The sequence below is a fragment of the Kitasatospora fiedleri genome (assembly GCF_948472415.1).
GTDB lineage: Bacteria > Actinomycetota > Actinomycetes > Streptomycetales > Streptomycetaceae > Kitasatospora > Kitasatospora fiedleri.
Genome location: NZ_OX419519.1, coordinates 4,559,868 through 4,574,610 on the forward strand (window position 1 = coordinate 4,559,868; position 14,743 = coordinate 4,574,610).

The 14,743-nt window shown below is 72.7% G+C and carries 15 protein-coding genes and 1 pseudogene; 5 read left to right on the top strand and 11 right to left on the bottom strand.

The window, feature by feature from the left end; translation table 11 throughout:
• Positions 1–44: 44 nt before the first annotated feature.
• The 3 genes from QMQ26_RS21100 to QMQ26_RS21110 all read right to left on the bottom strand — a co-directional run bounded on the left by QMQ26_RS21100 (position 45) and on the right by QMQ26_RS21110 (position 6,889).
• Positions 45–3,359: an N-acetylmuramoyl-L-alanine amidase gene (locus tag QMQ26_RS21100; protein ID WP_282202332.1), complete on the bottom strand. Its 3,315-nt coding sequence runs from the start codon at positions 3,357–3,359 to the stop codon at positions 45–47.
• Positions 3,360–3,707: 348 nt separating this feature from the next.
• Positions 3,708–5,879, bottom strand: coding sequence for a murein biosynthesis integral membrane protein MurJ (gene murJ / locus QMQ26_RS21105; RefSeq protein ID WP_282202333.1), 2,172 nt, complete (start codon positions 5,877–5,879; stop codon positions 3,708–3,710).
• A gap of 305 nt (positions 5,880–6,184) precedes the next feature.
• Positions 6,185–6,889 (bottom strand): phosphatase PAP2 family protein, encoded by a 705-nt coding sequence (locus QMQ26_RS21110; protein ID WP_282202334.1) that lies wholly within the window; start codon positions 6,887–6,889, stop codon positions 6,185–6,187.
• A gap of 464 nt (positions 6,890–7,353) precedes the next feature.
• On the opposite strand from QMQ26_RS21110, the gene QMQ26_RS21115 reads away from it, so the two are divergent.
• Positions 7,354–8,325 carry a sigma-70 family RNA polymerase sigma factor gene (locus QMQ26_RS21115; RefSeq protein WP_100836669.1) on the top strand — a complete coding sequence of 324 codons (972 nt, stop codon included), beginning with the start codon at positions 7,354–7,356 and terminating at the stop codon, positions 8,323–8,325.
• A gap of 52 nt (positions 8,326–8,377) precedes the next feature.
• Positions 8,378–8,569 (top strand): hypothetical protein, encoded by a 192-nt coding sequence (locus QMQ26_RS21120; RefSeq protein WP_100836668.1) that lies wholly within the window; start codon positions 8,378–8,380, stop codon positions 8,567–8,569.
• Positions 8,570–8,589: 20 nt separating this feature from the next.
• On the opposite strand, the pseudogene mscL reads toward QMQ26_RS21120, so the two are convergent.
• The 6 genes and pseudogenes from mscL to QMQ26_RS21150 form a co-directional block, all read right to left on the bottom strand.
• Positions 8,590–9,000 (bottom strand): annotated as a pseudogene (mscL, locus tag QMQ26_RS21125) (large conductance mechanosensitive channel protein MscL); the annotation flags it as partial.
• 530 nt (positions 9,001–9,530) lie between these two features.
• A complete protein-coding gene (locus tag QMQ26_RS21130) occupies positions 9,531–9,749 on the bottom strand; it encodes a DUF397 domain-containing protein (RefSeq protein ID WP_282202336.1) in 219 nt (72 codons plus the stop codon).
• Positions 9,750–9,904: 155 nt separating this feature from the next.
• A complete protein-coding gene (locus tag QMQ26_RS21135) occupies positions 9,905–10,123 on the bottom strand; it encodes a DUF397 domain-containing protein (RefSeq protein WP_282202337.1) in 219 nt (72 codons plus the stop codon).
• Between the two features lie 118 nt (positions 10,124–10,241).
• Positions 10,242–10,460, bottom strand: a complete 219-nt coding sequence (locus QMQ26_RS21140) for a DUF397 domain-containing protein (RefSeq protein WP_282202338.1) — start codon at positions 10,458–10,460, stop codon at positions 10,242–10,244.
• A gap of 168 nt (positions 10,461–10,628) precedes the next feature.
• Complete coding sequence (locus QMQ26_RS21145; protein ID WP_282202339.1) at positions 10,629–10,847, bottom strand: DUF397 domain-containing protein; 219 nt, start codon at positions 10,845–10,847, stop codon at positions 10,629–10,631.
• Positions 10,844–11,674 (bottom strand): helix-turn-helix domain-containing protein, encoded by an 831-nt coding sequence (locus QMQ26_RS21150; protein WP_282202340.1) that lies wholly within the window; start codon positions 11,672–11,674, stop codon positions 10,844–10,846. Before QMQ26_RS21150 ends, QMQ26_RS21145 begins: the two co-directional genes overlap by 4 nt.
• 221 nt (positions 11,675–11,895) lie before the next feature.
• On the opposite strand from QMQ26_RS21150, the gene QMQ26_RS21155 reads away from it, so the two are divergent.
• The 3 genes from QMQ26_RS21155 (at position 11,896) to QMQ26_RS21165 (ending at position 12,848) form a co-directional block, all read left to right on the top strand.
• Positions 11,896–12,102: a hypothetical protein gene (locus QMQ26_RS21155; RefSeq protein WP_282202341.1), complete on the top strand. Its 207-nt coding sequence runs from the start codon at positions 11,896–11,898 to the stop codon at positions 12,100–12,102.
• Between the two features lie 47 nt (positions 12,103–12,149).
• A complete protein-coding gene (locus QMQ26_RS21160) occupies positions 12,150–12,476 on the top strand; it encodes a hypothetical protein (protein WP_282202342.1) in 327 nt (108 codons plus the stop codon).
• Between the two features lie 96 nt (positions 12,477–12,572).
• On the top strand, positions 12,573–12,848 hold the full coding sequence (locus QMQ26_RS21165) for a hypothetical protein (protein WP_282202343.1): 276 nt from the start codon (positions 12,573–12,575) through the stop codon (positions 12,846–12,848).
• Between the two features lie 98 nt (positions 12,849–12,946).
• Here the strand turns inward: QMQ26_RS21165 and QMQ26_RS21170 are convergent, their stop codons facing one another.
• Positions 12,947–13,276, bottom strand: a complete 330-nt coding sequence (locus QMQ26_RS21170) for an FmdB family zinc ribbon protein (protein WP_282202344.1) — start codon at positions 13,274–13,276, stop codon at positions 12,947–12,949.
• Between the two features lie 94 nt (positions 13,277–13,370).
• Positions 13,371–14,669: an MFS transporter gene (locus QMQ26_RS21175; protein ID WP_282202345.1), complete on the bottom strand. Its 1,299-nt coding sequence runs from the start codon at positions 14,667–14,669 to the stop codon at positions 13,371–13,373.
• Positions 14,670–14,743: the final 74 nt, after the last annotated feature.

Here is a 14,743-nt window from a genome sequence, read left to right on the forward strand (position 1 = left end):
CCCCCTCGGCAGGGGACGGGGGCCGCCGGCACGGGCCCGGCGGACTACCGGTAGTAGCCGGTGATGTCGGCGATCAGGTCGACCGTGCCGTCGTTGTTGTACAGGTCGACCTTGCCGTTCAGCACCGGGACGACGACCAGGTTGGGGATGGTCTGTCCCGGGGTGAAGTTGAGGTTCGACGCGGACGTGCGCTGCTGCCCGTCCGGGTAGACCGCGACGTAGCTGGAGCTGGTCGGGTTGGTCGCCGTCACGTTCAGCACCACGGCCTTCGCGTCCGACGGCACCCCGGCCCGGCCCGCGACCTGCAGGGCGACCGTCCGGCCCGCGCCGACCTTGGCCTGCGGGGCGCCCAGGCCGGAGCGGGTGTCCATCAGCCGGACCGGGCCCGCGCTGACGAAGGACGCGCCGCCGCCCTGGGTGTAGTACCCGGAGACGTCGGCGATCAGGTCGACCGTGCCGTCGTTGTTGTACAGGTCGACCTTGCCGTTCACGACCGGGACGACGACCAGGTTGGGGACGGTCTGTCCCGGGGTGAAGTTGAGGTTCGACGCGGACGTGCGCTGCTGCCCGTCCGGGTAGACCGCGACGTAGCTCGGGCTGGTCGGGTTGGTGGCCGTCACGTTCAGCACCACGGCGGTGATGTCGTTCGGCACGCTCCGGCCGCCGCCCAGGCCCGCCCCCGCGACCTGCAGGGTGACCGTCCGGCCCGCGCCGACCTTGGCCTGCGGGGCGCCGGTGCCGTCCCGGGTGTCCAGCAGCCGGTACGGGCCGGCGGTGGACAGCTTCGAGGTGCCCGACGGCGAGTAGTAGCCGGTGATGTCGGCGATCAGGTCGACCGTGCCGTCGTTGTTGTACAGGTCGACCTTGCCGTTGACGACCGGGACGACGACCAGGTTGGGGATGGTCTGCCCGGTGGTGAAGTTGAGGTTCGACGCGGACGAGCGGGGCTGCCCGTCGGGGTAGACCGCGACGTAGCTGGGGCCGGTCGGGTTGGTGGCCGTCACGTTCAGCACCACGGCGGTGATGTCGTTCGGCACGCTCCGGCCGCCGCCCAGGCCCGCCCCCGCGACCTGCAGGGTGATCGACCGGGCCGGGCCGACCTTGGCCTTCGCCGCGCCGGTGCCGTCCCGGGTGTCCAGCAGCCGGTACGGGCCCGCCGGGGTGTAACCGCTGGGCGCGGGCGCGTTGTTGGCGACCACCTGGACGTCGGAGGACTTCAGGTACGCCAGCCGGTGGTTGAACCGGATCGGGTAGTAGGTGTCGGTGCCGACCACCCGGGTGCGGTCCTTCGGCGCGTCGCCGTTGATGTTCTGCGCGTAGAAGAAGTCGCTGTCCAGCGCCACCGGGCTGCCCGCCAGGTACCCCTGGCCGGCCGGGACGGTCGCGGTGTACGCCACCGGCGCCAGGTTGGCGGTGCTGATCTCCGCCGGGTACGCCGACAGCTCCGGGTAGGTGCGCCCGTACACCGGGATCGAGGCGGCCCCCGGCTTCGCGGTCAGCACCACCTGGCCGGCCCGGTCGTCCGCCACGCCCGCCGTGAAGCCCGGGTTGGCGAACCAGGCCTTCTGACCGCCGTACCAGATCGCCGTCCAGTCGCCCTGCTGGTCGGCCACCACGAAGCTGGTGCCGGCCACCGCCTTGGCCCGGACGTCCGCGGCCTGGGTGGTGCCGCCGTTGACCAGGGTGCCGCTGTTCGGACCGGTGTACAGGTAGACGAAGTTCTCCGGCCGGGCCGGGACGCCGTCCACCGGCGGGGTGTTGCTGCCGTCGAAGGCCGGGGCGATGGTCACCTTGCCGCCCGGCAGCAGCACGCCGCCGCCGTTGGCCCGCACCGGCGCGCCGAGCAGGTCCATGTAGTGGTTCCAGTCCCAGAACGTGCCCGGGTCCCAGTGCATGCCCGAGATGGTCTCCTGGGTCGGCCCCGGCACGTCGTCGTGGCCGATGACGTGCTCGCGGTCCAGCGGCACCCCGTACTTCTCCGCCAGGTAGCGCACCAGGGTCGCCGAGGACTGGTACAGCTGCTCCGAGTACCAGGGCTGGCTGCCGGTCGGGAGCGCGTAGCCCTCGTGCTCGACGCCGATGCTGTGCATGTTGACCGTCTTGTTGCCGGCCTGCCAGGCGATGTTCTTGTCGTTCACCAACTGGGTGACGTGGCCGTCGCTCGCCCGCACGATGTAGTGCGCGCTGGACTGGGACTTCGGGTCCTGGAAGGTCCGGATCGAACCGGCGTACCCGCCCTCGGTGTCGTGGATCACGATGTACTGGACCCGGTCGCCGTCGGCGGGCCGGTTCGCGATCGTGTAGTTGCCGTACGAGGTCGGGTCGGCGGGGTTCGTCAGGTCGTACGCCGCCTCCTGGAAGTCGCAGTTCAGCGCGGCCGGGCACTCGATCGGGTGCGGCTCGGGGTTCGAGGAGAGCGGGGCCAGCGCCGGTCGCGCCGAGCCGCGCGAGGCCGCGGCGGTGGCGGTGGCGGTGCCGGTGGCGGCCTTCGGCGCGTCCTTGCCGCGGACGGCCTTGTCCGCGCCCCGGGTGGGGGCGGGGGCGGTCGCCGGCAGCGCGGGCAGCGAGCCCTGGCCGTCGGAGGAGCTGCGCGGCGCGGTCGCGGTGCTCGCCGATCCCTGCGACACCCCGGTGTCGGCGGGCAGGTCGACCCGCTCGCCGTCCGCGGTGGTCCGGGCCGCGCCGAGCCGGATGGTGTTGTACACCCGGTCCGCGAAGGCGTGGCCGCTCGCGTCGTCGGTCGCCTCGCTGAACCGGGCCACCGACTCGTACCAGGCGGCGGGGTCACCGGAGAGCGGCCGCCCCGCGTCCTTCTGGTACTTCACCAGCAGCGCCGCCGCACCGCGGATCGACTGCGCCGGGTCCGACTTCAACTGCCCCGCCGGACGGTCGATCAGCTTCGCGGCGCGCGCCAGCGTGTGCAGCGCGGGGGAGTCCTCCACCGGCACCGGATCGGCCTTCGCGGCCGGCTCGGTGCCGTCGCCCCGCCCGTCCACCTCCGCCCCCGGGCCCTGGGCGAGCGCCCGGGCGACCGCGGCCGGGTCGACCTCGGTCAGGCCCATCACGTTGTAGTTGCCGGTGGTGCTCGGCTGGCCGCCGTGCTGCTCCCAGCGGCTCTGCTGGTACGACAGCGCCAGCAGCACGCTCTGCGGGACGTGGAACTCCCCGGCGGCCGCGGCGAAGGAGCCGCGCAGCTTCTCGCCGGGCGCCGCGGCGGCGGCCCGGTCGTCGGCCGAGGCGAACACGGACAGCGCGGTCGCCGAGACGACGGCGGCGGCCGTCAGGGCCAGCGGTATCCGCAACCGGTGCGAGCGGCGGTGCCGCCCGCCACCGGCCGATGGGTCCTGGTGGGCAGTCAACAGGAGTGCGCCTTCCGGACGAGTCCGGCCGCGGGACGGCCGGTGCAGGGGGGAAACGGACCCGGTACGCACGACGAGGCACCCCCGGGGCGAGCGCTGACGCTAGCACCGATCGATACGCACCCGGACGGTCGGAGGTTGCGCGGCGCCGGTGGAGATCCGGTGAAGGTCGCTCCGCCCCTGCTCCGGGTACCTGCCGCCCCTGCTCCGGCCCCCGCTCGGGTCGCCGATCCGCCTGCTCCGGCCCCCGCTTCGACTGTCGGCCCCTGCTTCGGTCGCGCCGGTCGACGGCCCGGCCCGGCCCGGGCTCAGCTCCGGCCCGGGCGCCGCCGCCCACCGCCGCGCCGCCTACCGCCGGTGCTTGCCGCTGGTCGGGGCCGGGGTCGGGTACGGGATGCGCAGCTTGCGGGCAAACGGGGCCACCGAGGCGCCCACGCCCAGCGGGCGGGCCAGCACGAACAGCGAGAGCAGCACCGCCAACGCGCCCGCGGCCAGGCCCGCCAGGCTGCCGAACAGCCCCGCGCCGAACCGCCCGGCCAGCCAGTGCGCGGCCAGCGCGCCCGGCGCGCAGGCCACCAGCAACCCCAGGTGCAGGACCACCAGCCGGCCGCCCTCCAGCCCGCTGCCGCGCCGCCCGTCGCGCCGCACGCCCAGGTCCACGGTGGCGTTCGCCCCCGGCGCGAAGGCGTCGGTGCGCAGCACCATCGTGGCGTCCGGCCCCCGGCCCGGCCCGGCCTGCGCGGGCACCGCCGCCGGGGCGGCGCCCCGGGACAGCCGGCGGCCCAGCGCGATGCCGGTCACCGCCACCGAGACCAGCGCGGCCGTGGTGTGCGCGAACGCCATGCCGACCACCTTGTAGCGCAGCGGCAGCGTCTCGTACGCCACCCAGCACATCAGCGCGTTGGTGCCGGTGGTCACCAGGGTCAGCCAGAACGGGGTGCGCGCGTCGCTCATCGCGTAGAAGCCGCGGGCCAGCGCGTACTGGGCGCAGAACGCGGGCAGGCCGATCGAGAAGGCCATCAGCAGCGAGGCCACCACCATCGCGTCGGCGTGCACGGTCGGCCCGGAGCCGTAGCCGTACGCGGCCATCGCGATCTGCGGGGCCAGTGCCAGGAAGAGCACCGCGGCGGTGACGATCATCGCGGCCGAGGAGCGCAGCATCCCCGACAGGTCCTCGCCGATCTTCCGGTAGTCGCCCGCCGTCGCGGCCCGCGACATCCCCGGCAGCAGCGCCGTCACCAGCGAGATGGTGATCACGCCCTGCGGGACGACGAACAGCTGGTACGCGTTGGCGTAGGCGGCGTAGCCGCGTCCGCCGACGATGTGCGCGTCCGCCGCCGCCTTGCCCGCGCCGGTGCCCAGGCTGGTGATCACCGCGAAGGACAGCTGGGTGGCCACCACCAGCAGCAGCGCCCAGCCCGCCGAGCGCAGCGGCCGGGTCAGGCCCGCGCCGCGCCAGTCGAAGCGCGGCCGGAAGCCGAAGCCGGAGGAGCGCAGCGAGGGCAGCAGCGCGGCGGCCTGCACCACGATGCCCAGGGTCGAGCCGAGGCCGAGCAGCAGGGTGTCGCCGGAGGTCACGTCGCCGACCTGGTAGGCGTGCCGGCCGATCACCAGGTAGATGCCGAACACGCCGATCGCCACGACGTTGTTCAGCACCGGCGTCCACATCATCGCGCCGAACCGGTCGCGGGCGTTCAGCACCTGCCCGAGCAAGGTGAACACGCCGTAGAAGAAGATCTGCGGCAGGCAGTACCGGGCGAAGTCGATCGCCAACTCGCGCTGGGCGCCGTCGAACTGCGAGTACAGGTCGACGATCTGCGGGGCGAACAGGAACGCGCCGACCGTCAGCACCACCAGGATCACGCCGCACAGGGTGAGCAGCCGGTCGGTGTACGCCTGGCCGCCGTCCCGGTGGGTCTGCATCGCGTGCACCAGCTCCGGCACGAACACCGAGGCCAGCGCGCCGCCGATCAGCATCATGTAGACGATGTTCGGCAGCGAGTTCGCCACGTTGAACGCCTCGCCGACCGGGCCGTTGGTCAGCGCCGCCACGATCACCGCGCTGCGCACGAAGCCCAGCGCCCGGGAGGCCAGCGAGCCCAGCGCCATGATCAGGCCGTTGCGGCCGGTGGAGGCGGGCTTCTTGGCCGCGGGCTCCGGCCCGTCCGGCTCCTCGCCCGCCCGCGGCGCCGGCACCGGCCGCTCGGCGCCCGGCGGGGGGGCCTGCGGCGCGGGAGCCTGCGGTGGGAAGGGCGGCCGGCCGTACTGCTCGAACGCCTGCGCGGGAATCCGGCCCAGCTGCACGGTCGGCTGGTCCTGCCCCGGGTACGGTCCGTCCGGCGGCGGGTAGTACGGGTCGCCCTGCGGGTGCGGACCGCCCTGCGGCGGCTGCGGCTCGCCCTGGCGGTACGCGGTGTCCGGCCGGTGCGGTCCGCCCTGCGCGTGCGCGGCGCCCTGCGCGTACGGTCCGCCCTGCGGGCGGTACGGGTCGCCGGGGCCGTCCGCAGTGTGCAAGGTCATCGGACCCCCCGTCGATCGGTGCCCGTCCGGCGTTGCGTGGGTGAGTGCGGGAGATTCGGCCCTGGTCCGGACTCCGCCTGCCGGTTGCAGGGTGCACCAGCCGCAGAAGTCTGCCCCACTTCGGCACCCGATGGGGAGTCGGGTGCCGACCGGCGAGCTGTTCGAGCCGGTCGCACCGGTGTCCGGGGGCCTTGCCGCACCGGCCGTGGAGCGCCGTTTGCGCCCGGAAACACGCGGAATGCTGCCCGCGGGGTTCCCCCGCGCGGAGGAGGCGGACGACACGGTGTGACGTTGCTCACGATCCGTCAGGAACGCCCCGGATCGCGCTCCGCGGCGGGTTCCGCCGGCGGCGGCGCGGCCAGCACCCGCTGCACCCGGGGCCGGTTCCGCCGGTGCAGCAGCCGCACGTCCCGGCCGAACCGGCCCGGCCGCCACAGCTCGACCGCCAGCGCCGACCCGGCCAGCACCGCGACCGCCGCCGCCCAGCCCGCCAGCACGTCGCTCGGCCAGTGCACGCCCAGCGCGATCCCGGTCCAGCCCGCCGCCAGCACCACCAGGCCCGCCACGGCGCCCGCCGCCACCCGCACCGGCCGCTCCGCCCGCGGCCACACCAGCACCAGCAGCGCCCCGCAGGTGACCGCCGAGGCCAGCGCGGGCCCGGACGGGAAGGACCCCCCGGAACCGGCGGCCACCGGATCGGCGAGGTGTGGCCGGGGGCGGTCGACCAGCGCCCCGCCCGCCCGGCCCGCGGCCCAGCCCAGCAGCGCCACCGCCACCGTCCAGCCCGCCGGCACCCGGGCGCCCAGCGCCCACAGCCGCACCGCGACCGCCCCGAGCAGCGCCCGCATCACCCAGGTCGGGCCCAGGTCGGCCAGCGTCTGCAGGGCCGCTGTCCACACCGGGTGGCGCAGCGCATAGCGGTGCAGCAGCGCCACCCAGCCCCGGTCCAGCCGGGCCAGCGGCGGCCAGCCCGCCCGCACCAGCACCAGCAGCGCCGCGAACGCCAGCACACCCGCCAGGGCGGGCCAGGCACAACGGAGCGCCCCCGGGCGTTGTACCCGTGGAGGGGCCGCAGGACGGCCGGTGCCCCGGCCGCCGCCGCCCGGGCACCCGGCGGCCGACCGGGAGGCGGGGTCGATGGGCTGGTGCATGACAGAAACCTTCCCAGCGGCAGGAGGCGAACCGGCGCTGGTCCGATCGCGATTCGGCATCGGTTGTGCGGACGTGCCGCGAAGGCCCCGCACGGATTCGGTGCCGATCGTCCGGTGCGCACCGTGCGGGGCGCGTCACGCTCCGTCTATCGTTCGAGTGAAAACCGGCAGGATACTGCATCACCGGTGGAAAGCTGAGCCACTTGGGAATGTTGTCCGTTTTCTGTGCGTTGGATCGTTACGTGTGAGCCACGAACGGGCCCACACGGTTGTGCCGAGTGGCGGAACGGAGCGCCCCCGGCAGCGTCAGTGAGGGAGCAAGCATGGCCACCCGTGCCGTCGTACGCGACAGGGCCGATCGGACTCGCACCGCCCGCCCGACCAACCTCGAAGCCGACCGCGACCTGGTCGGCATGTACCTCGACGAAATCGCCAGGACACCCCTGCTCGACGCCGCCGAGGAGGTCGAGCTGTCCCTGCGCATCGAAGCCGGGGTCTTCGCCCAGCACCTGCTCGACGAGGAGGAGCGGCCCGACGGCGTCACCACCGAGGAGCTCCAGGCGATAGCCGACGACGCCGAGCGCGCCAAGGACGTCTTCATCCGCTCCAACCTGCGCCTGGTCGTCGCCGTCGCCCGCCGCTACCCGCGCAGCGGCCTCCCGCTGCTCGACCTGATCCAGGAGGGCAACGCCGGCCTGGTCCGCGCGGTGGAGAAGTTCGACTACTCCAAGGGCTTCAAGTTCTCCACCTACGCGACGTGGTGGATCCGGCAGGCGATCACCCGCTCCATTGCCGACCAGTCCCGCACCATCCGGCTGCCCGTCCACCTGGTCGAGGAGCTCGGCCGGATTCGCCGGGTCCAGCGCGAGAAGGCCAAGGAGCTGGGCCGCGAGCCCGATCCCGCCGAGATCGCCGCCGAGCTGGACACCACCGAGCAGCGGGTCAAGGACGTCCTGGACTGGGCCCGGGACCCGGTCAGTCTCAACATGTCGGTCGACGACGAGGGCGAGACCCAGTTCGGCGACCTGGTGGAGGACACCGGCGCGGTCTCCCCGGAGGACGCGGTCATGGTGATGATGCGCCGCGAGGAGCTGGACGACCTGATCGGCCGCCTCGACGACCGCACCGCCTCCATCATCCGCAGCCGCTACGGCATGGAGGACGGCCGCGAGCGGACGCTCACCGAGGTCGGCAAGCAGCACGGCCTGACGCGCGAGCGGATTCGCCAGATCGAGAAGCACGCCCTCGCCGAACTCAAGAAGATCGCCGACCACGCGGGCTTCGAGGCGGCGTAGCCCGCCCCGGCGGGCGGGCCGCCGGGGCCCGCGGCGGTCCTACAGTGGAGGCATGACCTCCCCGGACGCGCAGAAGCCCGAGCCCCGGCCCGAGACCGGCCGCCCCCGGCCCCGACTGGTCTTCACCGACCCGTTCGACCAGCAGACCTCCGACGACACCGACCGCGGTTGGGGCGACACCTCGGAGGAGCGGGGGCTGGACTGGTACCGCAGCCAGCGGCCCCCGCACCACGGCGAGAAGTAGCGGGAACGGCGGGATCAGCCGCGGCGCACCAGCGCGTCGCGGATCTCGGCGAGCAGTTCGACCTCCTTCAGTTCGACGTCCAGCGCCTCGTCCTCCACGGACTTGCGCTTCCGCATGAAGTGGTTCATCGGCAGGATCAGCAGGAAGTACACGACGGCGGCCGTGATCAGGAAGCTGAGCGCGGCACTGAGCACCGAGCCCCAGAGGATGAAGATGCCCGAGGTGACGTTGCCGGCGTCGTCCACCGTGCACGGCCCCTTGAGGCAGGAGCTGTAGGCGGCCAGGTCCTTGGTGCCGAACAGACCGACCAGCGGGTTGATCACGCCCTTGACGAACGCGTTGACGACGCTGGTGAAGGCCGCGCCGATGACGACGGCGACGGCCAGGTCCACCACGTTGCCGCGGAGCAGGAATTCCTTGAAGCCTTTCATGCCGCGTCGAACGGCGGACGCCCCCGAAGGTCACGGGTGAACCCCCCCACCATCAGGTTGACGCCCGAGCACAGCCGACCACCCCACCCGCCGCCCCCGACCCGGGCGGCGGCGCCCCGCAGAGCAGCACGGCGGACAGCGCCAGACAGGCCACGGCAAGCAGGCCGGAACCCCGCCGCAACGCCCGCCACAAGCGGTGGCACCTCGACCCGACACCAAGGATCGGCGGGAAATCAGGCACCTCACGACGCGGCGGAACGAGCACGGCGGGCAGCACGAAAGAGGTCACGACAGGGCCCTCCAGAACGAAGCACACGACCCCGGACGGAGCCGCCACAGCCATCCTGCGACCCACCCGGACCACCCCGCCCCGCATTCCCCCACCCTGTGGAAAACCCGCCCCTGTGGAAAACCGACCTCACCCCACCGAGCGACCCCCTACGCCATCCAGCCCCATCCGCCCCTACCGTCCGGAGGAACCCGCGTAACCCGCCCCCGTCGGCAACGGATCGGCGGTTCCCGGCGGTACGTCAGACCTCGTGGAAGCAGCCGGACTTGACCGCCGTGACGAAGGCGGCGAAGGCGTCGGTGGCGAAGAGCAGGGCGGGGCCGTGGGGGTCCTTGGAGTCGCGGACTGGGACGATGCCGTGGGTGGCGCTGAACGCGGGTGCGAACTCGACGCAGTTGCCGCCATTGCCGCTGTAACTGCTCTTCACCCACCGGGCGCTGGACAGATCGATGTGGGTCATACGAGTTCCTCCCGTGGCGGGTTGCTGTGGCGGCCGGCGGAGCCGCTTGGCGCTGGCGATCGTGCTTTCGGGGCGGAGCACGTCAGGAGAGATTTCCCGACTTCCGGTGCGATGGAGCCCGCAGACGGACCGCGCCGACCTGCGAGGCCGGTGGGTCAGACCTCGGTGAAGTGGCCGGTCTTGACCGCCGTGACGAAGGCGGTGAAGGAAGCCTCGTCGAAGAGCAGGGCGGGGCCGTGCGGGTTTTTGGAGTCGCGGACCGGAACGATGCCATGGGCGGCGGTGAACTCGGGCGCGAACTCGACGCATTCTCCGCCGTCAGAGCTGTAGCTGCTCTTCACCCATCGAGCATTGGGCAGATCGATGTGGGACATGTGAGTTCCTCCTGCGGCGATCGTGGCGTGAGCCAGGGGAGGCTTCCCGGATTGGGATGCGCAGAAGCCCCGTGCGCCTGAGTGGCTTGGCTGCGCGCTACGCGGTACTGGTTTTAAGTCAGATGCCTTGGAAGCGCTCGGTCTTGATCGCCGTGACGAAGGCGGTGAAGGCGGGCTCGGTGAAGAGGAGGGCGGGGCCGTGGGGGTCCTTGGAGTCGCGGACGGGGACGATGCCGTGGGTGGCGGTGAACTCCGGCGTGAACTCGACGCAGTTGCCACCGTCGGTACTGTGGCTGCTCTTCACCCACTGGGCATTGTGCAGGTCGAGGGGTGTCATGCGAGTTCCTCCCGTGGCGATTGCAGTGGTGGGCCGGTAGGGCTGCTCGGCGCTGGCGATCGTACTTCGGGGTGGAAGCGACGGGGTGAGGTTTCCCGTTATCGGGCATGAAGAAGCCCCACGCGCCCAAGTGGCCGGACTGCGGGGCTCGGTGGTTCTGGTGCCGGGTCAGATCGATTCGAGGTTTCCGGTCTTGATCGCCGTGACGAAGGCAGCGAAGGCGTCGGTGGCGAAGAGGAGGGCGGGGCCGTGGGGGTCCTTGGAGTCGCGGACGGGGACGATGCCGTGGGTGGCGGTGAACTCCGGCGTGAACTCGACGCAGTTGCCACCGTCGGAGCTGTGGCTGCTCTTCACCCACTGGGCATTGTGCAGGTCGATGTGGGTCATGCGAGTTCCTTCCGAGCAGTTCGGATCATGGCTAGTGAAGGGGCCGTTGGGAGGGACTCCACCAGAAGCCGATCGTAGCGCTTGGACCAGGAGGCAACAGTCTCCCGGTTCCGCTCCACATGTCCTCGGGCCAGGGATTCCGCATAGCCGAGCACCGACCTGTCGGGCAGGGTGAGCAGGACTACCGACGTTCTGAACGGTGCCCACTCGCCCAGTGTGAACGGAGCGATCTGCAGCACGATGTGAGGGCTCGCTGCCATGGCCTCAAGATGCGCAAGTTGGTTCGCCATGACTTCGGGTCCGCCTATGACCCGACGGATGCACCCCTCGTCCAGCACCGCGTGGACGATAGGTGCGGTAGGGCGTTGGAAGATCTGTTGGCGGTTCAACAGGAAAGATACTCGCGCCTCCGCCTGGGCTTCGGTGATGTCTCCACGCTGCACCGCCGCCATCGCCAAGGCCGAGGCGTAGGCGGGCGTCTGAAGCTGCCCCGGAACGATGCCCAACTCAAAAGTGCGGAGCATCCGGCACCTCGCCTCTGCTTCGACGTACTCCGTGAACCCTTCCACCAGACTCGCGTTCGAGTAGAGCCGCCAGAGTTCCTGGAATCGCGAACCGGTGCCGAACACCTCGTCGGCTTTTACAGCGAAAGTAAAAGTCAGGGCCCGCTTACCTCGTTCGATGAGCGAGATGTAGCCGTTCGTATAGCCCATGTGTGCGGCCAACCTGACCTGCGACCACCCACGAGCTGCCCGTGACCTGGCAAGTTCCCGGCCGAAGCGCAGGGCGGGAGATGTCACCACATCAACTTCGTTGCCGGTTTCCATGGTTGTCCCCCTTTGACGGGCCGGAACAGTCAACGGTCAAGCTCTGGTGAGCGTAGCCGTTCCTGCCGATGCTTGTGACGCAGAGAACGCAGAAAGAAGCGGACGGTGACCGGCGCGTGGGGGCTCGCTCCAGGCGTGCGCGCGGTCCGGGCCGTCCGAGGGGGCGTGAGCGCTCTCCGAACTCCCCTTGCACAGCTCAACCAGCCGTGAGGTCGATCGCCATGCCGAACCACCAGGGCCCGGAGCCGAAAGCGAAGTTGACGATCCGGGTCTACACCGTGCGGGCCGACGGAGCCCGGGTGCAGGTCTCGTCCTGCACGTCCGACGAGGAGCTCTTCCTGCCGCTGGTCTCCGCGCTGGTCTGGCCGGCCTGCCGGTGCCCGCGCTGCGTCGACCGCGACGGGGCCCAAGCACCGGACGCGGCCTGACCGGCCGGTCGTCCCGCCCACCCGACACCCGATACCCGAACGAAGGGATGCACGTGTTGTACACCGGACAGCCACCGGAGGCGGTCGATGCCCTCCGGCGCTTTCTGCGCGCAGGGTTCGCCGACTCCGAACAGGCCGCCGACCTGCTGGAACGGGCGTTCCGGCTGGCCCGACTCGATCCGCCGCCGGGGCTGTCGCCGGTCTACCGGGCCGAGGTGCCGCCGGAGTCCGGCGGCGTCGCGCTGGGGTGCGCCGGGCTGCCGTGGGTGCAGCGGCTGGCCGAGGCGCTGCTCGAACTCGCCCTCCTGCGCGGCGACCTGTCCTTCGTCCGGCCCGGTTCCGAGGACCGTCCCGCACTGGAGGTCGCCTCATGAGCGGCGGTGAGCGTGGCGGAGCCCGGAGGGTCACGTCCGGAGTCCGGGTGGCGGCGCCGGCGGTCCTCGTCGCGTCCGGCCGTCCGCACTGATCCGGTGGGGGAGGCGGAGGCGCGGCAGGCCGCCCGGGACCGGGCGTGGGCGATCGGCGAGAAGCTGGCGGCGGCCGGTGGCGGGGAGGCCCGGCTGACCACCGTCCCCGGCGGCTACCGGGTCGAACTCCACCTGGGCGGGCCCGCGCCGGACGAACTCGGGGTGCTGGAGGCCCTCGCGCTGGGCGACCGCTGGGGGCACCGCCGCTCGCCCCCGTCGCGCAACGGCGGGGTCGCGAGGGAGACGGTGTGGAGCGAGGTCCGGGAGCCGTCCGGTTGAGAGCGGCCGCGGCGGGACGGGGAACGGCCGCCGCAGTCCGTACCGTCAGCGCGGAACACCGGGCCCGCGCGGGACCCGGTGTCCGCGGAGCGCCGCGGTCAGCTCGCGCTGGAGGCGGAGCTGCTGGAGCTGGAACTGGAGCCGGAGCTGCCGGAGCCCGTCGAGGAGGACGAGGTGCCGCCGCCGGACGAGGCAGGCGAGGAGGACGGGGACGTCGAGGTCGACGACGAGCCCACCGAGCTGCTGGAGCTGGAGCGGCTGTCGGTGCGGTAGAAGCCGGAGCCCTTGAAGACCACGCCCACGGCCGAGAAGACCTTGCGGAGCTTCCCCTGGCAGTCGGGGCACGTGGTCAGCGCGTCGTCGCTGAACTTCTGCACCGCCTCGAGGCCGTTGCCGCACTCGGTGCACTGGTACTGGTACGTGGGCACTTTCCGCTTCCTCCTGCACTCCCCCTGGCACTCTCACGCTATGAGTGCTAACGACGGTCCATGATGCGGCATTCCGCTGGAGGAGTCCAGCGGCTCAGCCGTGGCGGGCCGCACCGACCGGCTCCTCGCGGACCGCGCCTCCCCGGGCCACGGTACGGGGCGCGGGGGCCGGAACGGCGAGCAGGCGGCGCATCGTGACGAGCGCCACCAGGCCGAGGCCGGAGCCGGCCAGGGCGACGGTGAAGCCCAGCGAGGGCCCGGAGCGGTCGATCAGCTGCCCGGCGGCGGTGGAGCCGAGCGCCAGGCCCAGGCCGATCGCGCCGGTGAGCCAGGTGAACGCCTCGGTCTTGGCGCCGTCCGCGACCAGGGTCTCCACCAGGGTGTAGCCGGTGATCAGGGTGGGCGCGATGGCCAGGCCGCAGAACAGGCCGGCCGCGGTCAGCGCGGCCAGGTTGGGCATCGCCCACAGGGTGGAGCAGCCGAGCACCAGCAGCGCGTAGCAGGCGATCATCCGCCGCCGGGGGGTGGAGCGCCAGGGGACCAGGCCGTAGAGCACGCCGGCCACCATCGACCCGGCCGCGAACAGGCCGTAGACCAGGCCGCTGAGCCCGCCGGAGCCGGCGTCCTCGGCGAAGGCGGTGATCGAGACCTGGAGGGTGCCGAAGACGGTGCCGAGGCCGAGGAAGGCCCCGGCCAGCAGGCGCACGCCGGGGGAGGAGAGCGCGGAGACCCGCCGGTGGCCGGGGGCGGCGGGCCCGGTGGGCGCGGGCGCGGTGTCCCGGCGGGCGGCGAAGGCGAGGCCGCCGAGCAGGGTCAGGGCGGCCTCGGCGGTGAGCCCGACGGACGGGTTGACCAGGGTGGCGATGCCGGTGGCCAGCATCGGGCCGAGGACGAAGGTGAACTCGTCGGTGACGGACTCGAAGGCGAAGGCGGTGTTCATCAGGGCCGGCCGCCCGCCCAGCCGGTGCACCCAGCGGGCCCGGACCATCGCGCCTACCTGCGGCACCGCCGCACCGGCCGGCGCGGCGGCCAGGAACAGCGTCCAGTCGGGGGCGCCGGCGTGGGCCAGCACGATCAGCGCGGCGACCGCCCCGGCGTGCACCAGCACGGCCGGGACCAGCACCGCGGCCTGGCCGTGGCGGTCGGCGAGCCGCCCGGTCTGCGGGCCGATCAGGGCCTGCGCGACGGCGGCGGCCGCGGCGACCGCGCCGGCCAGGCCGTAGGAGCCGGTGGTGTCGTGGACCAGCAGCACGACGCCGAGGCTGAGCATGGCGTACGGCAGCCGGGCGACCAGCGCCGGGAGCAGGAAGGTCCAGGCGCCGGGGGTGCGCAGCAGCGCCCCGTAGCCGGAGCCGTGGGTGGTGGTGTCGTCGACCGGTCGGCGCGCCGCCACGGTCGGTCCTCTCTGCTGCCTGGTAGCGCCGCGGTCGGGGGTGGGGACCGGTCCGGCGCCGAGAGTCGTCCTCT